Annotated in this window: 23 protein-coding genes; 3 read left to right on the plus strand and 20 right to left on the minus strand. The window is 72.9% G+C overall.

All coding sequences use genetic code 11. The features are described from left to right. From nuoF to B207_RS0120750, 7 genes are all read right to left on the minus strand, one after another. The gene (nuoF, locus tag B207_RS0120720) at positions 1-1,344 is read right to left on the minus strand and encodes an NADH-quinone oxidoreductase subunit NuoF (RefSeq protein WP_018638511.1); all 1,344 of its coding nucleotides are present in this window, start codon (positions 1,342-1,344) and stop codon (positions 1-3) included. A 2-nt stretch (positions 1,345-1,346) separates the two neighbouring features. Then, positions 1,347-2,132, minus strand: a complete 786-nt coding sequence (nuoE, locus tag B207_RS0120725) for an NADH-quinone oxidoreductase subunit NuoE (RefSeq protein ID WP_018638512.1) — start codon at positions 2,130-2,132, stop codon at positions 1,347-1,349. Next, entirely contained in the window at positions 2,132-3,529 is a 1,398-nt protein-coding gene (locus B207_RS0120730) for an NADH-quinone oxidoreductase subunit D (protein ID WP_018638513.1), read from the minus strand. Before B207_RS0120730 ends, nuoE begins: the two co-directional genes overlap by 1 nt. A 106-nt stretch (positions 3,530-3,635) precedes the next feature. Beyond that, entirely contained in the window at positions 3,636-4,325 is a 690-nt protein-coding gene (locus tag B207_RS0120735) for an NADH-quinone oxidoreductase subunit C (protein ID WP_018638514.1), read from the minus strand. After that, positions 4,318-5,112, minus strand: a complete 795-nt coding sequence (locus B207_RS42940) for a NuoB/complex I 20 kDa subunit family protein (RefSeq protein ID WP_018638515.1) — start codon at positions 5,110-5,112, stop codon at positions 4,318-4,320. Before B207_RS42940 ends, B207_RS0120735 begins: the two co-directional genes overlap by 8 nt. Then, the gene (locus B207_RS0120745; protein WP_018638516.1) at positions 5,103-5,465 is read right to left on the minus strand and encodes an NADH-quinone oxidoreductase subunit A; all 363 of its coding nucleotides are present in this window, start codon (positions 5,463-5,465) and stop codon (positions 5,103-5,105) included. The genes B207_RS42940 and B207_RS0120745 overlap by 10 nt, the downstream gene beginning before the upstream one ends. Positions 5,466-5,842: 377 nt before the next feature. Then, positions 5,843-7,141, minus strand: a complete 1,299-nt coding sequence (locus B207_RS0120750) for a geranylgeranyl reductase family protein (protein ID WP_018638517.1) — start codon at positions 7,139-7,141, stop codon at positions 5,843-5,845. Positions 7,142-7,579: 438 nt separating this feature from the next. Here B207_RS0120750 and B207_RS0120755 point away from each other — a divergent pair, with 438 nt between their 5' ends. After that, complete coding sequence (locus B207_RS0120755; protein WP_035741528.1) at positions 7,580-8,317, plus strand: dienelactone hydrolase family protein; 738 nt, start codon at positions 7,580-7,582, stop codon at positions 8,315-8,317. A 46-nt stretch (positions 8,318-8,363) separates the two neighbouring features. Here the strand turns inward: B207_RS0120755 and B207_RS0120760 are convergent, their stop codons facing one another. The 5 genes from B207_RS0120760 to B207_RS0120780 all read right to left on the minus strand — a co-directional run bounded on the left by B207_RS0120760 (position 8,364) and on the right by B207_RS0120780 (position 13,954). Next, entirely contained in the window at positions 8,364-9,143 is a 780-nt protein-coding gene (locus tag B207_RS0120760; RefSeq protein WP_018638519.1) for a demethylmenaquinone methyltransferase, read from the minus strand. Between the two features lie 4 nt (positions 9,144-9,147). Beyond that, the gene (add, locus tag B207_RS0120765) at positions 9,148-10,218 is read right to left on the minus strand and encodes an adenosine deaminase (RefSeq protein ID WP_018638520.1); all 1,071 of its coding nucleotides are present in this window, start codon (positions 10,216-10,218) and stop codon (positions 9,148-9,150) included. Positions 10,219-10,289: 71 nt separating this feature from the next. After that, the gene (gene mqnC, locus B207_RS0120770) at positions 10,290-11,495 is read right to left on the minus strand and encodes a cyclic dehypoxanthinyl futalosine synthase (protein WP_018638521.1); all 1,206 of its coding nucleotides are present in this window, start codon (positions 11,493-11,495) and stop codon (positions 10,290-10,292) included. Positions 11,496-11,645: 150 nt separating this feature from the next. Then, positions 11,646-11,996 carry a hypothetical protein gene (locus B207_RS40735; protein WP_195905328.1) on the minus strand — a complete coding sequence of 117 codons (351 nt, stop codon included), beginning with the start codon at positions 11,994-11,996 and terminating at the stop codon, positions 11,646-11,648. 50 nt (positions 11,997-12,046) lie between these two features. Continuing rightward, on the minus strand, positions 12,047-13,954 hold the full coding sequence (locus B207_RS0120780; RefSeq protein ID WP_018638523.1) for a serine/threonine-protein kinase: 1,908 nt from the start codon (positions 13,952-13,954) through the stop codon (positions 12,047-12,049). Between the two features lie 549 nt (positions 13,955-14,503). Between B207_RS0120780 and B207_RS34755 the strand changes: the two genes are divergently transcribed. After that, positions 14,504-15,010, plus strand: coding sequence for a sirohydrochlorin chelatase (locus tag B207_RS34755; protein WP_018638524.1), 507 nt, complete (start codon positions 14,504-14,506; stop codon positions 15,008-15,010). Here the strand turns inward: B207_RS34755 and cobA are convergent. From cobA to B207_RS34770, 5 genes are all read right to left on the minus strand, one after another. Then, positions 14,950-16,605, minus strand: a complete 1,656-nt coding sequence (gene cobA, locus B207_RS0120790) for a uroporphyrinogen-III C-methyltransferase (protein WP_018638525.1) — start codon at positions 16,603-16,605, stop codon at positions 14,950-14,952. The genes B207_RS34755 and cobA overlap by 61 nt on opposite strands. Before the next feature lie 177 nt (positions 16,606-16,782). Next, entirely contained in the window at positions 16,783-17,454 is a 672-nt protein-coding gene (locus tag B207_RS0120795; RefSeq protein ID WP_018638526.1) for a phosphoadenylyl-sulfate reductase, read from the minus strand. Further along, the gene (locus B207_RS38615) at positions 17,454-17,780 is read right to left on the minus strand and encodes a hypothetical protein (RefSeq protein ID WP_035741533.1); all 327 of its coding nucleotides are present in this window, start codon (positions 17,778-17,780) and stop codon (positions 17,454-17,456) included. Before B207_RS38615 ends, B207_RS0120795 begins: the two co-directional genes overlap by 1 nt. Beyond that, positions 17,777-19,513 (minus strand): nitrite/sulfite reductase, encoded by a 1,737-nt coding sequence (locus tag B207_RS34765; protein ID WP_035741536.1) that lies wholly within the window; start codon positions 19,511-19,513, stop codon positions 17,777-17,779. Before B207_RS34765 ends, B207_RS38615 begins: the two co-directional genes overlap by 4 nt. Before the next feature lie 452 nt (positions 19,514-19,965). Next, on the minus strand, positions 19,966-20,553 hold the full coding sequence (locus B207_RS34770) for a response regulator transcription factor (protein ID WP_018638529.1): 588 nt from the start codon (positions 20,551-20,553) through the stop codon (positions 19,966-19,968). Positions 20,554-21,310: 757 nt separating this feature from the next. On the opposite strand from B207_RS34770, the gene B207_RS0120810 reads away from it, so the two are divergent. Then, positions 21,311-22,480 carry a helix-turn-helix domain-containing protein gene (locus B207_RS0120810; RefSeq protein WP_026311270.1) on the plus strand — a complete coding sequence of 390 codons (1,170 nt, stop codon included), beginning with the start codon at positions 21,311-21,313 and terminating at the stop codon, positions 22,478-22,480. A gap of 38 nt (positions 22,481-22,518) precedes the next feature. Here B207_RS0120810 and B207_RS0120815 read toward each other — a convergent pair whose 3' ends face one another. The 3 genes from B207_RS0120815 to B207_RS41715 all read right to left on the minus strand — a co-directional run bounded on the left by B207_RS0120815 (position 22,519) and on the right by B207_RS41715 (position 24,379). Further along, on the minus strand, positions 22,519-23,388 hold the full coding sequence (locus B207_RS0120815) for a menaquinone biosynthetic enzyme MqnA/MqnD family protein (RefSeq protein ID WP_018638531.1): 870 nt from the start codon (positions 23,386-23,388) through the stop codon (positions 22,519-22,521). 179 nt (positions 23,389-23,567) lie between these two features. After that, the gene (locus B207_RS0120820; RefSeq protein WP_018638532.1) at positions 23,568-23,876 is read right to left on the minus strand and encodes a hypothetical protein; all 309 of its coding nucleotides are present in this window, start codon (positions 23,874-23,876) and stop codon (positions 23,568-23,570) included. Next, positions 23,876-24,379 (minus strand): hypothetical protein, encoded by a 504-nt coding sequence (locus B207_RS41715; RefSeq protein WP_230205136.1) that lies wholly within the window; start codon positions 24,377-24,379, stop codon positions 23,876-23,878. The genes B207_RS0120820 and B207_RS41715 overlap by 1 nt, the downstream gene beginning before the upstream one ends. Positions 24,380-24,383 lie beyond the last annotated feature (4 nt).

Below are 24,383 nucleotides of genomic sequence, written 5' to 3' on the forward strand. Positions count from 1 at the left end.
TCAGTGCGCTCCCGCGTAGGCGCCCGGCGTGCCCGCGGCCGCGCCACCCGCGGTCGCGCCGTTCGCCGAGCCGGCTACCGACGTGGTGGAGCCCGACGGGTTCGCCGGGGTGATCGGGAGGAACTCGTTCCGGAAGAACTTGATCCCGGAGACGATCGGCGAGGTGGCGCCGTCCGCGAGCGCGCAGAAGGCGCGTCCGAAGATGTTGTCGCAGGCGTCGACGAGGGTGTCGACGTCGTCCGGGTCGCCCTGGCCGCGCTCCATCCGGGAGAGGATCTGCACCATCCAGGTGGTGCCCTCCCGGCAGGGGGTGCACTTGCCGCACGACTCGTGTGCGTAGAACTGGGTGAGCCGGCGGACGACCGGCAGCATGTCCACGGTCTCGTCCATGATCATGAGCGCGGCCGTGCCGAGCAGCGAGCCGGCCTCCTGCACGCCCTCGAAGTCCAGCGGGGCGTCCAGGTGGTCGGCGGTCAGCAGCGGGGTGGAGGAGCCGCCCGGCGTCCACGCCTTCAGCTTGCGGCCGCCGAGCACGCCGCCGGCCAGGTCCAGCAGCTCGCGCAGGGTGGTGCCCATCGGGGCCTCGTACTGCCCGGGGCGGGTCACGTGCCCGGAGAGGCTGTAGATCTTCGGGCCCGGCGAGCGCTCCCGGCCCATCGAGCGGAACCAGTCGACGCCGTAGTTGACGATGAAGGGAACCGTGGCGATCGTCTCGACGTTGTTCACGACCGTGGGGGATGCGTACAGGCCGTGCGTCGCCGGGAACGGCGGGCGCAGCCGCGGCTGGCCGCGGCGGCCCTCCAGCGAGTCGAGCAGGGCCGTCTCCTCGCCGCAGATATAGGCACCGGCCCCCGAGTGGATCACCAGGTCGAGGTCGAAGCCGCTCCCGAGGATGTCCCGCCCCAGGTAGCCGGCCTGGTAGGCCTCGGCGACGGCGGCGCGCAGCCGTCGCGCGGCGTGGATCAGCTCGCCGCGCAGGTAGACGAAGGCCCGGCTGGCCCGCACCGCGTAGGCGGCGATGACGATGCCCTCGATGAGCGAGTGCGGGTCCGCCTTCATCAGCGGGGCGTCCTTGCACGTGCCCGGCTCGCCCTCGTCGGCGTTGATGACGAGGTAGTGCGGCTTGCCGTCGCCCTGCGGGATGAAGCCCCACTTCATGCCGGTGGGGAAGCCGGCTCCGCCACGGCCGCGCAGGCCGGAGTCCTTGATCAGTTTGATGAGGTCATCGGGGCCCTGGGCGAGCGCCCGGCGCAGGCCCTGGTAACCGTCGAGGCGCTCGTAGGTCGCCAGTGTCCACGACTCGGGCGCGCTCCAGCGCCGGGTGAGGACCGGGGTGACAGGCATGGTCAGTTCACCTTCGTCTGCGTGGCGCCGGTCGCCGAGGCGGGCGGCGGTGCCTGGTCCGCCGCGCCGGTCGCGCCCGCGGGGGCGGACGGCGGCGCGGTCGACGGGAGCGGCGTCAGCGGCGGGGCGCCGGCGACACCGTCCTCCGGCTTCCAGCCGCCGGCCTCCGCGATCAGCACGCCGGCGAGCGACGGGTCGCCCACCCCCGGGCCCGCGACGCCCTCCGGCCGCGGGTCGGCGAACCCGGCAAGCTGGAAGGAGGTCTCACCGAACGTGCACAGCGGACCACCGCGGGTGGGGGCCGGGCGCTCGCCGCGCCGGAGGGCGTCGACGATCTCCTCGGCGGAGTCCGGGGTCACCTGGTCGTAGAACTCGTAGTTCACGGTCATGACCGGGGCGTAGTCGCAGGCCGCGAGGCACTCGGCGTGCTCCAGCGTGATCGTGCCGTCCTCGGTGGTCTGATCATGCCCGACCCCGAGCGTGCCCGACAGCCGCTGGTAGACGTCCTCACCGCCACGGAGCAGGCAGGAGAGGTTCGTGCACACCGAGACCAGCCAGTCCCCGACCGGGCGGCGCTTGTACATCGTGTAGAAGGTCGCGACCGCGCCGACCTCGGCGTGGGTGATGCCGAGCTGTTCGGCGCAGAACTCGACACCCTCCGCGGTGACGGCGCCCTCGGCCGACTGCACCAGGTGCAGCATCGGCAGCAGCGCCGAGCGGGAATGTCCCGCCGGGTAACGCGCGATGATCTCGCGGGCGGCATCCCGTGTCTGTTCGGTCAGTGCCATCAGCGGTCAACTCCCCCGAGCACCGGGTCCACGGAGGCTACTCCGACGATCACGTCCGCCACCTGCCCGCCCTCCGTCATCGCGGGCACGGCCTGCAGGTTGACGAAGCTTGGGTCGCGCACGTGGACGCGGAACGGCCTGGTGCCGCCGTCGCTGACGACGTGGTAGCCGAGCTCGCCGCGGGGCGACTCGATCTGCGTGTACACCTGGCCGGCCGGCACCCGGAAGCCCTCGGTGACGAGCTTGAAGTGGTGGATCAGGGCCTCCATCGAGGTGCCCATGATCTTGCGGATGTGCTCGAGCGAGTTGCCCATGCCGTCCGACCCGATCGACAGCTGCGACGGCCAGGCGATCTTCTTGTCGGCGACCATGACCGGGCCGGGGCGCAGCCGGTCCAGGCACTGCTCGATGATCTTGAGGGACTCGCCCATCTCCTCCAGCCGCACCAGGTACCGGGCGTAGGAGTCGGCCTCCAGTGCCGTCGGGACGTCGAACTCGTAGGTCTCGTAGCCGCAGTACGGCATGGTCTTGCGCAGGTCCCAGGGCAGGCCGGCGGCGCGGAGCACCGGGCCGGTCGTGCCCAGCGCGATGCAGGCGGCCGCGTCGAGGAAGTTGACGTCGACCATCCGCGCCTTCCAGATCGGCTGGCCGGTCAGCAGCGCGTGGTACTCGCGGATCCGCTTCGGCATGTCGACGAGGAACTCGCGGATCCTCGGCACCGCCTCGTCCGGGAGATCCTGGGCGAGGCCGCCGGGGCGGATGTAGGCGTGGTTCATCCGCAGGCCGGTGATCAGCTCGAGCAGGTCGAGGATCTTCTCCCGCTCACGGAAGCCGAAGATCATGCCGGTCGTCGCGCCGAGCTCCATGCCGCCGGTCGCCAGCCACACCAGGTGCGAGGCGATCCGCTGCAGCTCCATGACCAGCACCCGGATGACGGTCGCCCGCTCGGGCACCTCGTCGGTGATGCCCAGCAGCTTCTCCACCGACAGGCAGTAGGCCGCCTCGTTGTACAGCGGGGAGAGGTAATCCGCCCGGGTGAGGAAGGTGACCGCCTGCGTCCAGGTGCGGTACTCGCAGCTCTTCTCGATGCCGGTGTGCAGGTAGCCGATGACGAGACGGGTCTCGGTGACCGTCTCGCCCTCGATCTCCAGCACCAGCCGGAGCACCCCGTGGGTGGACGGGTGCTGCGGGCCCATGTTGACGACGATGCGCTCGCCGTCGTCCTCACCGGAACCGAGGACCTGCTCCCAGTCCCCCCCGGTGACGGTGTAGACCCGGCCGGCGGACGACTCGGTGAAGCCGGCCTCATAGGGCTGGGCACCGGTGACGGTCTCGGCCGGATCGCCGGCCGCCGTGCCACCCGCGGCGTCGACAGGGGTCTCGGTGTGCGTGCTCATAGCGAACCTCGGAGGTCTGCTCGGATGTACGCGGCGGCACTGTTGTACGCGGCGGTACCGACAGTCCCGGCGGTCTGGCGCGCCCCGACAGCGCGACGACGGGCCGTCACGAGTAGCTCCGGCGCGTGTCGGGGGGCGGGATCTGCGCGCCCTTGTACTCGACGGCGATGCCGCCCAGCGGATAGTCCTTGCGCTGCGGATGCCCGACCCAGTCGTCCGGCATCATGATCCGCGCGAGGCCCGGGTGGCCGTCGTAGACGATGCCGAACAGGTCGTAGGTCTCCCGCTCGTGCCAGTCGGCGGTCGGCCAGACCGGCGTCAGGCTCGGCAGGTGCGGGTCGGCGTCCGGCACCGAGACCTCGACACGCAGGCGGCGGCGGTGGGTCATCGACGTCAGGTGGATGACCGTGTGCAGGCGCCGGCCCGTCAGATCGTCGGGGTAGTCGACCCCGGACGAGGAGGACAGCAGCTCGAACCGCAGGCCCGGGTCGTCGCGCAGCTTCCAGGCGACCTCGAGCAGCCGCTCGCGGCGGACGTGGATCGTCAGCTCGCCGTAGGCGAACACGACCCGCTCGACGGCGTCACCCAGCTCCGGGAAGACCCGCTCCAGGGTGTCGTACACCGAGTCCGCCGCCTCGTCTCCGAACGGCCGGGAGCTCGACTCCAGTGTCGGGACCGGCGGCACCAGCCCGCCGAAGCCGGAGGTGTCGCCGCTGCCGCGGGCGCCGAACGCGTCGCGGCGGCGGCCACCCGGGCCGCCCGGGACCCCGGCGTTACCCGGTACCAGGTCAGTCATCGGTCAGCGTCTCCGTGCTCGGTCCGGGGCCGCCGGCCCGGGACTCGTCGGTCGGCTTGGCGTCGACCGGCACCCGCTTGCCGCGCCCGAACACCGACGGCGGGGCGATCGCGGCCGGGCGGCGGGTGTCCAGCGACGGCTCGACGGCACCGCGACCAGCCGGAGCCGGCGCCCCCTCCGGGAGGCTGAAGCGCTTGCGGTCGTTGACCGACAGGGTGCGGGTGTCGACCGCCCCGGCCGGCAGGCCGGACCACGCCGTGGCCACCTCGATGGGCTTCGCGTACGGCGCGGCGCCGACCTCGGTGTGCTCGGTCTTGCCCGACACCGGACCGGCGAGGATCTTCTCGTGCAGCTTGATGATCGCGTCCATCAGCATCTCCGGACGCGGCGGACAGCCGGGCAGGTACATGTCGACCGGGACGATGTGGTCGACGCCCTGCACGATGGCGTAGTTGTTGAACATGCCGCCGCTGCTCGCGCAGACGCCCATCGACAGCACCCACTTGGGCTCGGGCATCTGGTCGTAGATCTGGCGCAGCACCGGGGCCATCTTCTGGCTCACCCGGCCAGCGACGATCATGAGGTCGGCCTGGCGCGGGCTGGCGCGGAAGACCTCCATCCCGAAGCGGGAGAGGTCGTAGCGGCCGGCACCGGTGGACATCATCTCGATGGCGCAGCAGGCCAGGCCGAACGTGGCCGGCCACAGCGAGGAGCGCCGCGACCAGTTCGCCAGCTTCTCGACGGTGGTCAGCAGGACCCCGCCGGGCAGCTTTTCCTCTAGTCCCATTCCAGACCCCCCCGGCGCCACTCGTAGGCGTAGGCGACGAAGATCGTCGCCATGAACAACGCCATCGCGCCGAGACCGAAAACCGCGAGACTGTCGAACGCGACCGCCCACGGGAACAGGAAGATGATCTCGATGTCGAAGACGATGAAGAGCATCGCGGTGTTGTAGTACTTCACCGGGAAGCGATGCGGCCCGGCCGGCACCGGCTCGGGTTCGATACCGCACTCGTAGATGTCGACCTTGGCACGGTTGAACCGTTTCGGGCCGACCAGCGCGCTCACCGCCACGGAACCGACCGCGAACAGCATCGCGATCGCGAGCAGAACGAGGATCGGCACATAACTGTCAAGCATGCCGAACTCCTCTCCTTCGAATGTTTGGTGCGGACGTCTTGGTGGCGGTTCGCCGGGGGCGACCGTTACCGCCCGCCCGGGCCAACCGGTGTACTTCCCGCCCCGGCCCCCGGACGGGGCGGAGCGCGCATGCAGCCTACGCGACCGCTGTTTTCCCGGTCGCACCGGGATTGTTCGCTCCGGCCCGTCACCAGGCGGCTGCCTGTTGGCCGGCCGAAGGACGCCGAAACGTTCTTTCGCTGCCGGTACGGGTGACCGGACGAATATCCGCGCCGCACGGGCAGGTGCGCCGATGTCCCGATCGTTCGCCGCCGGACGGTGCGTCGTCCACCCCCGGAACCGGGTCTCGGCCATGCCGGGCCCGCGGGGCCTGCCGGTCAGGTGGTGGGCGCCAGCCGGGTCAACGCGTTGATCAGCCGGTCCGAGGCATCACCTCCCCGCGGGTCGGTCAGGTTCGCCATGATCTTCAGGACGAAACGCATCAGCATGGGCCGGGGCAGCCCGTACCGCGTGCCCAGACCCATCACGGTCGGATTCCCGATCAGCTGTACGAACAGGCGACCCAGGGTGTAATACCCGCCGTATGTCTCTCGGATGATCTCCGGATAACGCTCCAGCGCACGCTCCCGCGCCGGCCCGGAGCCGCGGGCGAGCGCGAGCACGATCGCCTCCGCGGCAATCCGGCCCGATTCCATCGCATACGCGATGCCCTCACCATTGAACGGGTTCACCATCCCGCCGGCATCGCCGACGAGGAGAACCCCGTCCTGGTAGTGCGGGGTGCGGTTGAACGCCATCGGCAGCGCGCTCCCCCGGACCGGGCCGAGCGCGTTCTCCTCGGCGTATCCCCACTCCGGCGGCAGCGCCGCCAGCCACCGGTGCAGAAGATCCCGGTAGTCGGTGTTCTGGAAGGCGCTGGTGGTGTTCAGCATCCCGAGGCCGACATTGCTCGTGCCGTCGCCCATACCGAAGATCCAGCCGTACCCGGGCAGCAGCCGGCTCTGCCGGGGCGGACCCTCCCACAGCTCCAGATGCGACTCCAGGAAGTCGTCGCCCGAGCGGGGGCTGCGGTAGTAGCGCCGCACCGCGACGCCGAGCGGGCGGTCCTCCCGCCGGCGGATCCCCAGCGCCAGCGCGATCCGCGCGCTGTTCCCGTCTGCCGCGACGACCACCGGGGCGCGGAAGTCGACCGGCGCCCGGTCGACCCCGGCCCGCGCGGTCACGCCCACGACCCGCCCGGTGCGGTCGTCACGCAGCGGCCCGGTAACCGTGGTGCCCTCGCGCAGCCGTGCTCCGGCCTTGACCGCGTGCCGGGCGAGCATCTCGTCGAAGTCGGCGCGCGGGCGGACCAGCCCGTAGTCCGGCCAGCTCGCCAGCTCCGGCCAGGGCAGCTCGAGCCGCAGGCCGCCGCCGATGATGCGCAGCCCCCTGTTGCGCAGCCAGCCGGCCTCCGCCGAGGTGTCGATACCCATCTCGACCAGGCTTCGCACCGCCCGGGGGGTCAGCCCGTCGCCGCAGACCTTCTCGCGCGGGAAGGTGCTCTTCTCCAGCAGCAGGACGTCCAGGCCCGTTCGCGCCAGGTGGTAGGCGGTCGCCGAGCCGCCGGGCCCGGCGCCCACCACGATGACGTCGGCATCGGGACGGTCGTCCGTGCGGGCGCCGTCTCGTTCCGTCATCCCTGTGGTCACGCGCTGCTCCGGATTCCCCACGCTGTCGGCCGATCGCCGGCCCCATTCCAGACCCCTGCTTGCGCGCTCGTGAAATTCTTCACGAGCGCCACGCCGAAGTGTAGGCCTTGGCCGCGCCGGAGGCACCAACCAGGACCTCCAGAACCGAAGACGAGTCAACCCAGCCCCTGGAGGAGCAACTCAGCGCTATCCCTCGGCAACCCATGGCACCACCGTGGTGGCCCGTCCGGGCGGCCGGTGCCGGTCCGGGTGCCCGATGAGGTGACATGGCCGCCCGAGCCGGGTACATCCCGACCGGGTACGAGGCGGGCCGACCGGTAGGTGGCGGGCGCGCCGCAGCTGACGCCCCCCAGCTGACCTGGAGCCGGCCGATCGTCTCCGACCCGGATCGACCTCCGGCCCCCCCGACCTCGGAGATCGACGGCCATGAGCTCAGACACTGTCACGACATCAGAGACCGTGGTCCTCACCACGGCGGACGGCCCGACACCCGCCGTCATCGCCGAACCGCGCCGGACCGCCCGCGGCGGTGTGCTGGTGGTCCACGAGGCGTTCGGCCTCACCGACCACATCACCGACGTCTGCCGCCGCTTCGCGGATCTCGGCTGGCGGGCCGTCGCGCCCGACCTCTACCACCGGGTCGGCTCGCCCGTCTTCGACTACGGGGACGCCCCGGCCGCCCTCGCCGTACACGGCTGGCTCGCCGGCGACGACCTCCTCGATGACCTGGACTCCGGGCTGATGGTGCTGGCCGAGTCGGGAACGGCGGTCGACCGCTGCGCGGTCGTCGGTTTCTGCATGGGCGGCAGCATCGCCTTCCACGCCGCCGTCCGGCGGCCGCTGGGTGCCGCGGTCACGTTCTACGGCGGCGGCATCGAGGACGGCCGGTTCGGTGAGCCCTCCCAGCTGGAGGTCGCCGCCCGCCTGCAGAGTCCGTGGCTCGGCCTGTACGGCGACCTCGACCCGGCGGCGCCGGTCGAGCAGGTGGAGCACCTGCGGGCCGCCGCCGCCCGCGCCGACGTCGACACCGAGATCGTGCGCTACCCCGGGGCCGGCCATGCGTTCCACAACGACGCGCGCCCCGACTCGTACGACCCGCAGGCGGCCCGCGACGCATGGGCCCGCACCGTCGCCTGGCTCGAGTCGCACGTCCCCGCCACGTAGGAACGCGCCTGTCCCCCCACGCGGCGTTCCTGCCGCGAGGCCGCCCCTACCGCGCGGTTCCCACCGCACCGGGTTCCTGCTCCAAGGGGCGCACAGCCCGGTGCACCGCCACGATGCCGCCGCTGAGGTTGCGCCAGTTCACCCGCGTCCAGCCGGCCCCGCGGACGAGATCGGCCAGCTCCGCCTGCCCCGGCCAGGCGCGGATGGATTCCGCCAGGTACACGTACGAGTCGGGGCTGCTGCTGACCCCGCGGGCCACGGCCGGCAGCGCACGCATCAGGTACTCCAGGTAGACCGTGCGGACCGGCCCCCACACCGGCCGGCTGAACTCACAGATCGCGAGTACGCCGCCCGGCCGGGTCACCCGCAGCAGCTCGCCGAGGCAGACATCCACGGCGGCGACGTTGCGGAGCCCGAACGAGATCGTCACCCGGTCGAAGGAGGCGTCGACGAAGGGCAGCCGCAGGGCGTCCCCGGCGGTGAGCAGCACCCGTCCCGGCACGCCCCCGGTACCGCCGCGGGGCGCGCCGACGCCGGTGGTGCCGGCGAGCCGGTGGCGGCCGACCTCCAGCATGCCGAGCGAGAAGTCGCAGGCCACGACGTCAGCGCCACTGGCGGCGAACGCGCGCGAGGACGTCGCCGTGCCGGCGGCGACGTCGAGGACACGCAGGCCCGGCGCCAGGTCGAGCGCCCGCGCGGTGGCGGTCCGCCAGGTGCGGTCCAGGCCGGCGGACAGGATCGCGTTCGTCACGTCGTAGCGGCGCGCGACCTGATCGAACATCGCTGCGACCTGCTCGGGCTTCTTGTCGAGACCCGCTCGGCTCACCAGATCATCCTTCTGCGTTCGTGCCGGCGGCGGTCGCGGTGGCAGTTGCGGTCGCGGTTGCCGTTGCGGTTGCGGTTGCGGTTGCCGTTGCGGTCGCGGCCTCGGCGAAGGCGTTGGCCTGGGCGGCGTCCCAGTCGGCGCCGGCGCCGATCGCCGCCAGCCGGGCCCTCGTGCCGTCGTCGCACAACGCGCCGTCGACACCGGCGGCGAACAGGTCCCGCAGCGGTGCGCCCAGGCCTGCCGCGATCGCGTACTCCCGCGCCAGGTCGGTGCCGAACATCGCCGGGTCGTCCGTCCCGAGTGAGCAGCGCAGGCCGGCCGCGAGCATTGCCGCCAACGGGTGCGCGGCCAGCTCCCGGATCACTCCGGTCCGCAGGTTGGACACCGGGCAAACGTCCAGCACGATGTTCCGCTCGACCAGCTCGGCGACCAGTTCAGGGTCCTCCAGCGCGCGGATGCCGTGCCGGATCCGCCGGGCGCCGAGCGCGTCCAGCGCTCCACGCACCGACGCCGGCCCGGATGTCTCCCCCGCATGCGGCACAGCGGCCAGGCCGGCGTCCGCCGCGGCCGCGAAGACCTGCGCGTACGGCTCCGGCGGGTGACCCACCTCGGGGCCGCCCAGCCCGATCCCGACGACCCCACGGTCGGCGAAGTGCGACGACCAGCCCACGACGTCCATCGCGACCTCCGGGGGGAGCACCCGGTCGATGTCCGGGGTGAGCCGGATCTCGACACCGAAACGCTCCCGGGCCTCCACGGCGCCCTCGGTGTAACCGGTGAAGATCTCCTGCCACGGGACGCCGCGGTGCACGCGGTACCAGGGCGAGAAGATCCCCTCCAGGTAGACGGCTCCGTCCGCGGCGGCGCGGCTCGCGTAGTCGACGACAACCTCGCGGAAGTCCTCCGCGGTGCGCATCACGTGGGTGGTGAGCACCCAGACCTTGATGAAGTGGTCGAAGTCCCGGAACCGGTACAGGTCGCGGAGGCCCTCCACGGTGCGGGCAGGCAGCGCCTCGTCGTTGCGGCGGGCCATGTCGAGCAGGATCTCGGGCCGTACCGTCCCTTCGAGGTGCACATGCAGCTCGATCTTCGGACCGGTCGGCGAAGCGGGTACCGGCGTGGGCTCGCGGCTCAGATCGTCACCGCTCAGGTCGTCACCAGCGGCAGCGCTGTCGAGGAGAAGTGGGAGGCCACCCGCTCGTCGACCGGGTCCTGCGCCGGATCACGGTGCACCACCAGGTGCCGGTACAGGGTGTCGCGCTGGGCGGGGATCCGGCCGGCCGCGCGGATCAGGTGGATCAGCTCGGTGCGGTTCGTTCGGTGCCGGGCCCCGGCGGAGGAGACGACGTTCTCCTCGAGCATGACCGAGCCGAGGTCGTCGGCGCCCATGTGCAGGGTGAGCTGGCCGACCTCCTTGCCGGTCGTCAGCCACGAGCCCTGCAGGTGCGCGACGTTGTCGAAGAACAGCCGCGCGACGGCGACCAGCCGCAGGTACTCCAGGGTGGTCGCCTGCGTCCGGCCGCCGAGGTGGTTGTTCTCCGGCTGGTACGTCCACGGGATGAACGACCGGAAGCCCCCGGTGCGGTCCTGGACGTCGCGGATCATGCGCATGTGCTCGATGCGCTCGGCGTTCGTCTCCCCGGTGCCCATCATGAACGTCGCCGTCGACTCCAGGCCGAGGCCGTGGGCGGTCTCCATCACCGACAGCCAGACGTGGCCGGGCTCCTTGAGCGGGGCGATGGCGTGGCGCGGCCGCTCGGTGAGGATCTCGGCGCCGGCGCCGGCGAAGCTGTCCAGCCCGGCGTCGCGCAGGCGGGTGATGACCTCGGCATGGCCCAGGCCCGACGTCCGCCCGATGTGCACGACCTCACTGGCACCGAGCGAGTGCAGCGCGAGCTGGGGGTACGCCGCCTTGATGGCCGCGAAGGTGCCCTCGTACCACTCGATCCCGAACTCGGGATGGTGGCCGCCCTGGAGCATGATCTGCGTCGCGCCCAGTTCCACGGCCTCGCCGCACCTGGCCACGATGTCGTCGACGTCACGCACCCAGCCCTCGGGGTGCTTGGGCGACCGGTAGAAGGCACAGAAACGGCACGCCGTCACGCAGACGTTCGTGTAGTTGATGTTCCGATCGATGATGTAGGTGGCGATGCCGTCCGGGTATCTGCGGCGGCGCACCAGGTCCGCCGCCCGGCCGAGGGCGTGCAGGGGCGCGGAGGTGTAGAGCAGGAGGGCCTCTTCCGGCGAGATCCGCCCGCCCTCGGCCGCACGGTCCAGCAGCGTGCGCATCTCGGCATCGGCCACCCGGGCCGAACCGGCCGGGGGCTCGCCGTCCGCATCAAGAAGGCTCACCCGTCAGATCGTACGACCTGCGCCCCCGACCCCCGGCCCGTACGCGTCACGGCGACCGGGACGAGGGCACCGCGGGACCGCGGGACCGCGGGACAGCGGGACAGCGGGACAGCGGGACAGCGGGACAGCGGGACAGCGGCGAGGGGAGCCTCAGAAGGGGCCGTAGTCCGACCGCTCGCGCTCGGCATCACTGCGGCTGTCCCCGCCGAAGGAGCCGGATGTCGGGGAGCCGGGTGCTCCGCCGACCCCGGACGTGCTCGAGGTGCTGGACGTCGTGGAGGCGTGCGGGGTGTGGCCACCGCCGGGCCCACGGCCGCGGCTGGTGAACTTGCTGGACAGATGCCGGAACTTCTCCCGGTTCTCCGGCTTGTTCGCGGCCATTTTCGCCTTGTCGACCATCTCGCGGGCCTTGGGGCTGTGCAGCAGCTCCTGAACCTTGCTGGTGAAGTTCGCCATAACCCTGGTGTACCTGGGTCGGGGCTCGTTCATGCCGACGATCATGGCCCGGTCCGCGGGGGCGCGCGGCGGGCAGGCGGGCGCGGCCCCTCCGGTCAGCTGTTCGGGCTGCCCAGCAGGTCGTTGAGATCATCCGGCAGGTTTTCGATCCGCCCGGGCAGGCTCGAATCCCCGCTGGCGGGATCCTGGGCGCCGTTCTGGTCCGCACCCTGGCCCCCCAGGTCCGGGACCTGCTCGCGCAGGTCGTCAGCGCCGCCGCGCAGCCGGTCGACCTGGTTGTCGATCGAATCCTGCACCGAGGTGACGATCCGGTTCCAGATCTGCTGGCGCTGCTCGTCGACCATCGTCGCGATCTGGTCGGCGGCGGAGAGCAGGAACAGCACGAGCAGGACGAAGATGATCGTCCGCTTGAACGGGATCCGCAACCGCCAGCGGCGCCGGGGGCGGGGCCGGCGCTCAGGCCGATAGGGCGCCGGTGCCGGCGGCACGGGCGGTGCCGGCGGTGCCGGCGGAGGTGCGGCGGGGCGGCGCGCGCCGCCCTGCGGGCGCTGGCGCGGGTCGCCGTAGTACGGCGCGGGCGGCGCGGCTGGCATGGGCGGTGGGGCCTGCCGGGCAGCGGGGCGCCGCGGGGCCGGAGCGGGTGCGGCGGGCACCGGCCCCGGCGGAGGACCGCCGTATCCCCGGGGATCAGGGCCGGCGCGCACCGGCTCCGGCTCGTCGCCGTACTGGACGAATCCGCCCTTGCGGCGCCGTCGCGCGGGTTGCGGGCCACCCGGGCCCTGCGGCCCCACGGGCCCTGGTGGCCGCGACGGAGAGGGAGCCTGCCGGGCGCCCGGCGGGGCCTCCCACCAGTGGTTGCCGGCATCGGCCGGGCCCGCGACCCGGGTCGGCGCGGGCCGCCCGGCCGGGCCTGCGCCACCTGCGCCAGCACCAGCAGCGCCGCCGGGCGGCCTGTCGAGCCGGGTGCGGGGCAGGCCCGCCTCGGCTCCGGCGCGCGCACCGGCACCGGCGGAACCGCCCGCCGCGGCACCCGCCGCCCCGGCACCCGCCGCCGCCCCCAGGCCGAACCCGGCCGCCGCGGCGGCGGCGGCGGACCGGCCGCGCGGCCACGTGGTGTCCAGGACCTCACTGGCAACGGCGCGGGTGCTGCCGGCGCCCTCCCGGCCGCGGTCGCCGAGCAGGCGCAGCAGCAGCTGCTCGGCCGACGGCCGGCGCCGCGGATCCCGTTGCAGCGCGGCGACGACGATGTCGAGCAGCGGTGCCGGGACCTGCCGCAGATCGGGCTCGTGCAGGAGCATCCGCTCCGACATCTCGAGGTAGGTGCCGTCGCCGTACGGGTGCTCCCCCGCCGCGGCGAAGGCCACGAGCAGGCCCCAGGCGTAGATGTCGGTCGCCGGGCCCACCGGCGCGGTGCCCTCCATCTGTTCCGGCGCCATCCAGCCGACGGAGCCCAGCACCAGGCCGGACTGGGTGCGCCCGCCCACCGCGTCCAGCGCCCGGGCGATCCCGAAGTCGATCACCCGCGGGCCGGAGTACGACAGCAGGACGTTGCTCGGCTTGAGGTCACGGTGCACGATCCCGGCGCCGTGGATCGCGGTCAGCGCCGAGGCGACCCCGACCGCCACCCCCTGCAGGGTGGACAGCGGCAGCGGGCCCGACTCCGCGACGACCTCGTCGAGCCGGGCGCCGTCGATGAACTCGGTGACCAGGTAGGGACGCCGTGCGTGCGGGTCCGCGTCCAGGACCTGGGCGGTGCAGAACGGCGCCACCCGGCGCGCGGCGGCGACCTCGTCGGCGAACCGGTCGCGGAACTCGGGGTCGATCGCGAGATCCGACCGGATCACCTTGATCGCGACCTGCCGGCCCTGGGAGTCGAGGGCGAGGTACACCCGGCCCATACCGCCCGCGCCGAGGCGGCCGATGACCTCGTAGCGCCCGATCGACGTCGGATCGTCCGGGTGCAGAGGTTCCCCGTGCGTCCGGCGTGCCGATCGGTCCGCCACGTCTCGCCCGCTCTCCCGCCTGTCCCGGCGGCCGCCGGGACACACCACCTGCGTGCCCGCGAGCCCGCGGGCACCTCCATCATCACGCTTCGGCGGCGGCCGCGACAGACCAGACGTCCAGATCGACAACAGCGGCGCCGAATGTGACGCTAACGCGCCCGGGGTCCGGGGGCCGCGTCGTGTCCGCCTTCCGACGGCCTGCGGGAGGGTCCGCCGTCGGGGCGGGGCGGGCTGCCGACGATCAGCCGAGGGCACTGCCGGCGGTCAGCCAGGGTGGAGGAGGGGAACTCACCTGCGACCGCCGACGGGTCAGGGCCGGCGGTTGCAGGTACGCGACACAGCACACCATCGCCACGGACCTGATGTCGAACGCCTGTTCACACCATCGGGGGGTCATGCCGGCCGCGGACGGCCCCGGGGCGGCAGGACCACCCGAGCGTGCCGCACGGGCGTGCCAGCCACCCCGGCGGTCGTGTATGGGGTGCCTGTGCTGCCGGGGCCATGGGGGTGCTGCCGGCGGGAAGGTGCGGGCGGCGGCAGACTGGACACATGCGCGGTCTGCTGGTGATCGGACACGGCTCCCGTCGGGATGAGGCGAACGCCATGGTGGTCGAGCTCTCCCGCGCGCTCGCGCCCTGCGTGGACCTGCCGGAATGGGACGCCGTGGAGCCGGCCTTCCTCGACCTCGCCCACCCGGACATCGCCCAGGGCTATGCCGCGCTGGTCGACGCCGGCTGCTCGGAGATCATCGCGCACCCCTTCTTCCTGTTCGAGGGAAACCACACCGCCCGTGACATCCCCGACGCGCTGGCGGCGGCGCAGTCCGCGCACCCCGGTACGCGGTGGACGATCACCCTGCCGCTCGGCCTGCACCCGGGAGTCGTCCACGCGGTCCGGGCCCGCATCGAGGACGCGCTGGAGCACCCCGGGCCAGAGCACCCCGGGCCGGACACCGCGGCCGACGGTGGGAGCGCGGGCGGAAGCAGGGGCGAGGCTCAGGCGGTCGGTGCGCGGCGGGCGGCCACCAGCTCGGCGACCACCGCGGCGAGCGGGTAGATCCCCGGCTCGGGCGGGACGGCGTCCACCCGCAGGCCCGCGGCCTCACAGGCCTGGACGGTGCGCCGCCCCATCGCTGCCACGAGGACGGACTCGGGCAGCGGCCCGTACAGCTCGGCCAGGCAGCGGGCCGCGGTTGACGAGGCGAGCGCGACGGCGTCGATGTCACCGTGGCGCAGCTCCTGCGCGATCCGCGGGTCGGCCTCGGTCGCCGCGTCGGTCAGCAGCCGGACCCGGCGCATCGTCCGGATGCCGGCCGGCGGCGGCGCGTCCCCGCAGACCACCACCCGCAGCCCTGACACCGGTACCTCGGTGACCATCCGGTTCGCGACCTGGACCTCGGCCGACGAGCGGACCGCCGTCAGCCCGAGCCCGGCCAGCGCCGCCGCCGCGGAGTCGGACGCCGCGACCAGCGTCAGACCGGCCAGCGCGCGGACGTCCGTGCCCTGGGCACGCAGGAGCGTGACGGTGGCGGCGACCTCGTCCGCATCGGCCAGCACCAGCCCGTCCGCACCGGGCAGCGCCGCACGCAGGGCCGAGCCGTCGGCGACCGGGACGAGCTGGCTGACCACCGTCTCGACGACCTCCGCGCCGAGCTCACGCAGCCGGCGAGCCAGCAGGCCCTGGCGCGCCCTGGTCCGCGGCACGAGGACCCGGAGCCCGGCAAGCGGCGCGGCCGCGCTCCCGACCTGCCCCACGGCCCCGGCCTGCCCCACGGCCCCGGCCGGGTCCTGCCCGGCAGACGCCGGGTCGGGTGTGAGGTCGGGTGCCAGGTCGGGGAGGACGGCGGCGTCGCGGCGGGCGGCGACCGCGCCGACCACCAGCACCGCGGGCGAACGCAGCTGGAACGCGACGGCGTCGACGGCGAGAGCGTCGAGGGTGGTGCGGAGCACCCGCTGCGCGGGGGTGGTGCCGCGCTCGATGACCGCGGCCGGCGTCGTCGGCGGGCGGCCGCCGCGCATCAGCGCCTCGACGATGTCGATCAGCCGGGCGACGCCCATGAGCACGACGATCGTGGCCCGGCTGGCCGCGAGGGCCGCCCAGTCCACCGTCGACTGCGGGTGGCCGGGTGGCAGGTGGCCGGAGACGATCGCGATGTCCTGCGCCACCCCGCGGTGGGTGACGGGGATGCCCGCGTAGGCGGGGGCGGCGATCGCAGAGCTCACACCGGGGACCACGGTGCAGGGAATCCCGGCGGCGGCGCAGGCCTCGGCCTCCTCGCCGCCGCGGCCGAACAGGAACGGGTCCCCGCCCTTGAGACGCACCACCATCGCCCCGGCGCGGGCCTCCTCGACCAGGATCTGGTTCACTTCCTCCTGGCTGCGCGACAGCGTCGGGCTCTTGCCGACGTGGATCACCCGCGCCTCCGGCCGCGCCGCGTCAAGCAGCACCGCCGCGGCCAGGCGGTCGGTGACGACCACGTCGGCCCGGGCAAGCAGCTCCCGCCCGCGCACCGTCAGCAGCCCGGGATCACCGGGACCAGCCCCCACCAGCCATACCTCGCCGGTTCCGCTGCGGCCGAGGGCCACCGGAGCCGGGTCAGGCTCGGGCCGCCGGCTGCCGGGCCCGGTCGTCGCGACTACCACGGCGTGCACGGTACAGCCTGGTGAGCGCAGCCTGCCCTGGTTCGTGGCGGCGTCGGCATCGCCCCCGGCCGGGAGCCCGTTGCTGGTGACAGCCCTGGCCAGGCCGGCGCGGGCCGGGAGCCACGCCGGCGGTGGCCGACTGCCGGGCCGGTGCCGGGCCGAGGACAGGCCGTAGTCAGGCCCGAGTCAGTGAATGCCGCACTCGGACTTGCTCGTGCCGGCCCAGCGGCCCTCCCGGCCGGCGCCGCGGCGAGTGCACGGCCAGCAGCCGACCGAGTCGTAGCCGTCCGAGAGCAACGGGTTGACGATCACGTTGTGCTCCTGGACGTAACGCTCGACGTCCTCGTCCGTCCAGGTGGCCAGCGGGTGCACCTTCACCTTGCCGCGGCGCTGGTCCCAGCCGACCACGGGCAGGTTGCGCCGCCCGGCCGACTCGGCGCGCCGGGAGCCGGCGGCCCAGGCCCGGTAGGGCGCCAGCGCCCGGTCCAGCGGAACGATCTTGCGCATCCGGCAGCACAGGTCCGGGTCGGTCTCGTACAGCCGCGGACCGTGCACGGCGTCCTGTCCGGCCACGGTGAGCTGCGGGCTCGCACTGATGATGGGCAGTGAGTAGGTGTGCGCGACCGCGTCCCGCGTGCCGATGGTCTCGGCGAAGTGGTAACCGGTGTCGATGAAGACGACCGGGATGTCCGTGCGGATCCGCGACAGCATGTCGACGAGCACCGCCTCGGCCATGGACGCCGCGACAGCAAGCCCGGTACCGAACTCCTCGGCCGCCCAGCGGAGGATCTCCTCCGCCGGTGCGCCCTCGAGCTCGTCACCGGCCCGCAGTGCCCGGGCCTTCAGCGCGGCATCCATCAGTCGCTCTCCTCCACGTCCAACGGCGCGACGGCGGTGCCGTTCGCCGAACCCGATACCCCTGGCGTCGTCCCGGCGCGGACCCCCCCGGAGGACTCCACCCCACTGGCCACCGATGCCGCGGCGCCTGGTCCTGCGGCGCCTGGTCCTGCGGCGTCTGGTTCTGTCGCTGCGACGAGCGCTGTGAGGCTGAGCCGGAAGGCCCGCTGGCACGCCCGGCAGGCCCAGTGCCCGTGGCCCTCCCCCGACCCGCCCGGAGCGGGCTCGGGTACCAGGTCCTCGTCGCCGCAGTACGGGCAGTAGAAGGGGACGGCGCGGGCGCTCACGTCGCCCCGCCCCCATCCGCGTCCGCCGCCGGCGCGGCGCCGATGAGCAGCGACTCGTCGGCGCGTTCCGCCCAGTCGGCGAAGGTGTCGCCGTCGGCCCGGTTCGCCTGGTACGTCTCCAGGAGCCCGACGACATAGTCGACGAGGCCGTCGGCGGTGACCTTGAGCCCGCGTGACTTGCGCCCGAGCCGGGAACGCGTCCCCAGGTGCCCGCCGAGGTGGACCTGGAACCCCTCGACCATCGCGCCGCTGTCGTCCGGGACGAGCGAGCCCTTCAGGCCGATGTCCGCCACCTGGAAACGGGCGCAGGCGTTCGGGCACCCGTTGATGTTGATGCCGATCGGCTCCGTGAAGTCCGGCAGCCGGCTCTCCAGCTCGGTGATGAGATCGCGGGCGTTGCCCTTGGTCTCGACGATCGCGAGCTTGCAGAACTCGATCCCGGTGCAGGCCATCGTGCCGCGGCGGAACACGCTGGGCTTCACGACGAGGTCGAGCTTCGCCAGCTCCGCCTCCAGCGCGTCGAGCTCGCTGCCCGGGACGTCGAGGATCACGAGCTTCTGCATCGTGGTCGCCCGGATCCGGCCCTGGCCGTGGCGGTCCGCGAGGTTCGCGACGGCGGCCAGTGTCGTCCCGGTCAGCCGGCCGGCGCGCGGCGCGAACCCGACCGCGAAGCTGCCGTCCCGCTGCTGGTGCACTCCGATGTGGTCCCGCCCCTCGTTGCGGGGCGGGAGCGGCGCCGGGCCGTCCGGCAGGGCCGCCGAGAGGTACTCCTTCTCCAGCGTCGAGCGGACCCACTCGACGCCCATGTCCGCCACGAGGAACTTCAGCCGGGCACGGGTGCGCATCCGCCGGTAGCCGTAGTCACGGAACAGCTGGATGACGCCGTGCCACACCTCGGCGACCCGCTCGGGCGGCACGAAGGCACCGAGGCGCACACCGAGCTTCGGGTTCGTCGACAGGCCGCCCCCGACCCACAGGTCGTAGCCCGGGCCGAGATCGGGGTGCACCACACCGACGAAGGCGATGTCGTTGATCTCGTGCAGGGTGCACTGGTCCGCGCAGCCGGACATCGCGCTCTTGAACTTGCGGGGCAGGTTCGCCAGCTCCGGGTCCCCGACGAACCGCTCGACGACCTCGTCGATCACACCGGTGGCGTCGAGGACCTCGTCGGCGTCCACCCCCGCCAGCGGGCAGCCGAGGATGACCCGCGGCGTGTCCCCGCACGCCTCGGCGGTGGTCATGCCCGCCGCCTCGAGCGCCCCCCAGATGGCGGGGACGTCCTCGATGCGGATCCAGTGCAGCTGGATGTTCTGCCGGTCGGTCACGTCGGCGACGTCCCGCCCGTACCGGGTGGAGATGTCGGCGATCACCCGCAGCTGGTCCGATGTCATCCGGCCGCCGTCGAGGCGAATCCGCTGCATGAAGTAGCTGTCGTCGAGCTCCTCGGGCTCCAGCACGGCCGTGCGGCCACCGCTGATCCCCGGCCGGCGCTGTGTGTAGAGGCCCCACCAGCGGAACCGACCGCGCAGGTCCTGCGGGTCGATGCTGTCGAAACCCGTGTGCGGGTACTGGTTCAGGATGCGGTCTCGCACGGCGAGACCGTTCTGATCCTTCTTCATCCGCTCGTTGGCGTTGAGCGGTTCGGAGTGGCCCAGCGCCCATTGGCCCTGTCCCTTGGGTCGGGACGGGCTCTGCGGGCGCGCGGCACGCGGGTTTCGAGCAGGAGAAGTCATCGGATCTCTCGGTGAGCAGGGTCCACCGCGGCGTCGTACGGCCGGAAGGTGGGCGGAGTCAGCGGGAGCGGCGACAGCCGGCGCTGGAGACGCGCAACAGGTCGACGTGCAGACGCGCGACCAGGCAGGGGTCGACGGGGCTCACGTCAGTTGGCCGTGCGACGGGCGTACCCGGCGAGGCCACCGGGGCCCCGGAACGTGACGACTTGGCCGATGGGAACACCTCAGCGCGCCGACGGCGGGCGACGATCAGACGCCCGCCCGACGGCTCCAACAGGTGGGCCCGGGCAGTCACGCTGGCCATGTTCCCACAGATCTGCCGCCGACGTCGTGGATGCGTCGTCACACCCCATCCCGGTCACGGCACGATCACAACACGCGACAAACCACGGAACGGGCCATGTCAGGCCGAACCAGAACGAACCAGCCGGAGCAGGCCGCGCCGGGCGGGTTCAGAGCGGGCGCGGACGCCGACACATCTGGCGCAGCCGGTCGAGCAGCACTCCGGTGGAAAGGTCCTTCTCCATCAGCTCGTCGGCGCCGAGCGCCAGGACCTGCTCCCGCAGACTCCCACCCGAGAACCCGGTGAAGATCACGACATGGGCCTCGGGAGCGGCTCTGCGCACCCGGGGCAGCGCGCCGATCCCGTCGAGGACGGGCATCGCCACGTCGAGCAGGACGAGGTCGGGCCCCGTCCGGCTCACGACCTCGACGGCCTCCGCCCCGTTGGTGGCACGGCCTACCACGGTGAAGTCGGGCTCGGTGTCGAAGAGCAGGCAGAGCAGCTCACGCAGCCCGTCGGCATCGTCCGCGACGACCACCCGATACGGGCCGGGCCGGCCTCGGCCGCGGGCGGGCGAGGCGCGCTCGGCGACGCCGACCCCCGCCACACCGACCCCCGCCGCGCCGATGCCGGGAGCACTGACGCCAGGAGCACCGGTGACACCCGTACCCGTGACGCCGACGACGCCCGCACCGGAGATGCCGGTGTCGGCGCCAACGACGCCGACATCCTCATCCGTCGACGGCCAGCGGTCCATCACCCGTCATTTGTACGCGCCGCGCGGGATCCCCGCCCATCGTCATTCGGGATGGTTTCGCGGTATGACCCAAACGCGCTGGACACCCCCCGTTCGCCCCCGCTCGGAGGGCCACCGGGACTATCCCCGCCGGATAGTCGCCGGTGCGGTGAATTATGGCGACCCGACGACACTCACCGCATTTCCCGCGCCATTTCCGATCCACCAAACAAATCGCCGGACACACAACCGCGACCCACGGACTGAGCGCTTTTCACCCACCGCGCCGAAGCTTGGCCGCACAGGCGACCCGCTCCGCCGCGGAGAGCGGCAACCGGGTGGGCGAGGCAAGGCCCCCCGCCACAGAACAACCCTTTGAACACGAAGAGTAATCGACTTCAACACCACACCGCTACCACACGCTTACGCGGCGCCGACAACTCTCCGTGTCCGGGACCTTTGACCCCAGGCGTACCTTGTGCCAGGAGGAGTATGGTCATCACTCCAGGTGATGCTCGACGCTCGCAACGCGGGCAGACCGCACCCTTGGAAACCCAGCACGCACACGGTGGCAGGCACCGAGGCGACGAGGGTGGGCGCGTGACCAGCCCAGGCGCACTCCACACCCTCGGCACAACGGTGCAACCACGCCCCCACGACAGTGAACAGGCAGCCGATGGTGCACGCGACCGAAGATCCAACCCCCGCCCACCCTCCCACGGAGCGGGGTCGATCGGTCACCCTCGGGAGCCTCCGGGCAGCGGAAGGATCGGCGCGCATGCGGCAACGGAGCCGGGGCCGGCAGGGTCTGAGCACTGCTGAGGACATGCTTCCAGCAGAGATCCGGCGGCGCCGCTGTGAGAGCGGGCTCAGCCGTGCGGACCTCGCCGTACGTACCGGCTACAGCCGTCAGTACATCAGCCAGTTGGAGCAGCCGAGCCGCGGCATTCCCGCGCGACCGGTCCTGGCCGCCGTAGACGCGGCTCTCGAGGCCGGTGGGGCGCTCGTCGACCTGCGGGAGACAGCCATCGCGGAACGTGCCGAGCGGCGCGGCCGGCAGCCCGACGCGGAGGCCGAGTCCCGGCGGCGGATCGGTGAGCTGCTCGACCATCGCCGGTCCGACCGGGAGCTGGACTACCTCGACCGGCTCGCCGCCGACCTCATCGCCGCCGCGGACACGCTGGAGCCCGCCGACGTCACGGCCCGGGTCCTCGACCAGCAGACCTTCGTCGACCAGCTCCTGCGCACGCCGATGCTGCCGCACCAGCAGTTCCGGCTCTTCATGATCGCCGGTCATCTCGCCGGCCTGCTCGCCATCTCCATGCTCGACATGGACGAACTGGCGAAGGCGAGCACCTGCTGCCTCGAAGCAGCCGTGTTCACCGAGCTGACCGGCCACGAGGGCCTGCGGGCCTGGACTCTCGCCGTCAACAGCCTCATCGACGCCGCTGCCCGCCAGGCAGATGCCAGGCGCCCCGTGGGCACGGCCGCCAGTGGCCCGGCGCGGTCCGGGAAGCGCCTGGCACCGGTACGTTCCATCCCGAACCCCGAGATCCCGGCCGGAGAGCGCCCGGGCCGCCCCGCGCCGGGCTCCGGTGATGACGCCTTCGAGCTCGCCCTTGACGCGGCGCTCCATCACGCTGGGTATACGGAAGACCAGGTTCGCGGCCCTGAAACCACACCTACGAGTGGAGGAATCGATCCCCGTCCGGGTCTGCAGCACCGGTCGACGGACGGCTTCTCGTCACTGTCCGCATCCAGCTCGGGCGGCGGCCAGGCCGAAGCCGCCCCCGGCCTGGACGAGATTCTGATCGCCCCGGGCGGCCGGGCCACCCCGCCCCGGCTGGTGGCTCTCGTCAAACGACGGATTGCGCGCTTCGCGACGGCCTCCGCGCAGCGGGCGACGCCTCCGGTAGGTATCTCCCAGGCATTCCGCCCGCCGGTCTGAAGTCCCTGCCGCGCAACGCTCGGCACCTCGCGGCCGGGTTACACAGCGGCGAAGACGATCTCGCTCAGCGGCGGCGCGTCCCCACGGGCCGCCGCCCGCCGGGCGAACTCGAGTATCCCCGCCTGCTGTCGCGGGCCCAGCCGGAAGTCCAATGTCCTGAAGTAGCGCGCGAGCGTCGCGGGATCGAACACCTCGAACCTCGCCGCCCGCCGGGCAACCTCGTCCACCTCACGCAGTGCCGCGTCGAGGCTGGACCTGAAGGCCCCGTGCACCTCCTTGACCACACCGGGGTGTGCGGCAGCGAAGGAACGCCGCGCGGCCCAGACGGCGAACACCATCGGCAGACCCGTCCAGTCACGCCACTCGGAGCCCAGATCGGCGATCCGCAGCGGATGGCCGTCACCGGCCCGCTCGGCGTCGTAGGTCGCTCGCAGCGCCACGTCGCCGATGGTCACCGCCGCGTCGGCCTCCCGCAGCATCAGCGGAATCTCGGGCGGCATCGTGACGTAGTCCGGCCGCAGGCCCCAGCGCTGCTCGAACAGCATCCGGGCCAGCAGCACGCTCGTCCGGGACGTCGACCCGAGCGCGACAGTGCGGATCTGCTCGAACGGCACGGCGCTCGTGACGACGACGGACAGCACCGGGCCGTCCGACCCGACCGCGAGGTCCGGCAGGACCGCCAGCTCGTCGGCATGGCGCAGGTACTCGACCAGGCTGATCGGGCCGATGTCGAGATCGCCGGCGATCAGCGCCTCGTTGAGCCGGTCCGGGGAGTCCTTGGTCAGTTCCAGGTCGAGCAGCGCCCCGGAGTGGACCAGGCCCCAGTACAGCGGCAGGCAGTTCAGAAACTGGATGTGCCCGACCCTGGGCCGCCCCTGCCGGGTGGGCTGCTCGGGCACGCCCGGCACGCAGGCAGCGGGAGTGCCGACAACGCCGGGCCACCCGGGACCGCCAAGCTCTCCGGGACGACCGGATCGGGCGGCGGGAACGCCGGCTGTGCCGGTCCCGGCCGGGGGCGACGGGGCCGGCGCGGATGCCGGCCCGGGTGACGACGGGCGCTCCTGCCCGGCCTCGCCGCCCGCCGCCGTCACCGGTGCTCGCCGGCGCGGCGCACGGCGATGGTGTTCAGCACCGCGCGGCGCTGCCGCAACGCCAACGGGTAGCTGAGCAGCCCACTGATGACGAGCGCGAGCGCGAAGCCGAACAGCCCGTCGAGGCCGAGCAGCAGCAGCACTGCGAGGACCCCGCCGAAGAGGACAGCCCGGATCGCGAAGTACCGCAGGTTCAGCCCCATCAGGCCTGGGTCACCGGTCTCGCCCGCGGCGCTCACCCGCAGCCGGCCGCGGCGTGCCGGTCGGAAGCCTCCACCGGCCGGCGGGACATCGCCAGCGGACATCATGCACTCCGGTTTCTGGCGGGACGGCGCCCGCGGCGGCGTACCCAACCGAGACGTTGCAGCAGTGACGGATAGATACCCAGCCCGACCATGATGATCAGCAGGCCCAGCAGCCCTGCCGGGCCGATCGCGAGGCCGGCCCACCGCAGCAGACTGTAGGCGACGAGCCCCGGGACCAGGATCACCAGAAACGCGAGCACGAAGATCGAGCCCATCCCGGGTGCGCCCGGTGGGCGGACCGGCCGGCCGGCACCCACCGGGGCCGCACCCACCGGGGCCGCGCCCGCCGGGACCGCGCCCGCCGGGACCGCGCCCGCCGGGACCGCGCCCGAGGCGGAGGCGGTTGGCGTACCCGGAGCAGCATCGCCGCCCGGCGTGCCCGAGGCAGAGGGCTGCCCGGCACCGAGGGCGGGGCTGCCCGCGACTCCCGTCTCGGGGCCGGGCCGCGGAACACCGCCGACAGCCCCGGACGTCACCCGAGGAGTGGTCTCGTCAGTTGCCATGACA

It is taken from the genome of Parafrankia elaeagni (genome assembly GCF_000374165.1).
In the GTDB taxonomy this organism is placed as follows: domain Bacteria; phylum Actinomycetota; class Actinomycetes; order Frankiales; family Frankiaceae; genus Parafrankia; species Parafrankia elaeagni.

What these genes read in the sequence shown, in the direction of transcription:
- B207_RS0120735 (WP_018638514.1), bottom strand. Translation starts at nt 4,325, where the DNA reads ATGACTGACCTGGTACCGGGTAACGCCGGGGTCCCGGGCGGCCCGGGT.
- B207_RS40735 (WP_195905328.1), bottom strand. Translation starts at nt 11,996, where the DNA reads ATGATCGTCGGCATGAACGAGCCCCGACCCAGGTACACCAGGGTTATG.
- B207_RS0120795 (WP_018638526.1), bottom strand. Translation starts at nt 17,454, where the DNA reads ATGGATGCCGCGCTGAAGGCCCGGGCACTGCGGGCCGGTGACGAGCTC.
- B207_RS0120755 (WP_035741528.1), top strand. Translation starts at nt 7,580, where the DNA reads ATGAGCTCAGACACTGTCACGACATCAGAGACCGTGGTCCTCACCACG.
- B207_RS34765 (WP_035741536.1), bottom strand. Translation starts at nt 19,513, where the DNA reads ATGACTTCTCCTGCTCGAAACCCGCGTGCCGCGCGCCCGCAGAGCCCG.
- B207_RS0120745 (WP_018638516.1), bottom strand. Translation starts at nt 5,465, where the DNA reads ATGCTTGACAGTTATGTGCCGATCCTCGTTCTGCTCGCGATCGCGATG.
- B207_RS0120750 (WP_018638517.1), bottom strand. Translation starts at nt 7,141, where the DNA reads ATGACGGAACGAGACGGCGCCCGCACGGACGACCGTCCCGATGCCGAC.
- nuoE (WP_018638512.1), bottom strand. Translation starts at nt 2,132, where the DNA reads ATGGCACTGACCGAACAGACACGGGATGCCGCCCGCGAGATCATCGCG.
- nuoF (WP_018638511.1), bottom strand. Translation starts at nt 1,344, where the DNA reads ATGCCTGTCACCCCGGTCCTCACCCGGCGCTGGAGCGCGCCCGAGTCG.
- B207_RS0120810 (WP_026311270.1), top strand. Translation starts at nt 21,311, where the DNA reads ATGCGGCAACGGAGCCGGGGCCGGCAGGGTCTGAGCACTGCTGAGGAC.
- B207_RS34770 (WP_018638529.1), bottom strand. Translation starts at nt 20,553, where the DNA reads ATGGACCGCTGGCCGTCGACGGATGAGGATGTCGGCGTCGTTGGCGCC.
- B207_RS0120730 (WP_018638513.1), bottom strand. Translation starts at nt 3,529, where the DNA reads ATGAGCACGCACACCGAGACCCCTGTCGACGCCGCGGGTGGCACGGCG.
- B207_RS42940 (WP_018638515.1), bottom strand. Translation starts at nt 5,112, where the DNA reads ATGGGACTAGAGGAAAAGCTGCCCGGCGGGGTCCTGCTGACCACCGTC.
- B207_RS0120820 (WP_018638532.1), bottom strand. Translation starts at nt 23,876, where the DNA reads ATGTCCGCTGGCGATGTCCCGCCGGCCGGTGGAGGCTTCCGACCGGCA.
- B207_RS41715 (WP_230205136.1), bottom strand. Translation starts at nt 24,379, where the DNA reads ATGGCAACTGACGAGACCACTCCTCGGGTGACGTCCGGGGCTGTCGGC.
- B207_RS34755 (WP_018638524.1), top strand. Translation starts at nt 14,504, where the DNA reads ATGCGCGGTCTGCTGGTGATCGGACACGGCTCCCGTCGGGATGAGGCG.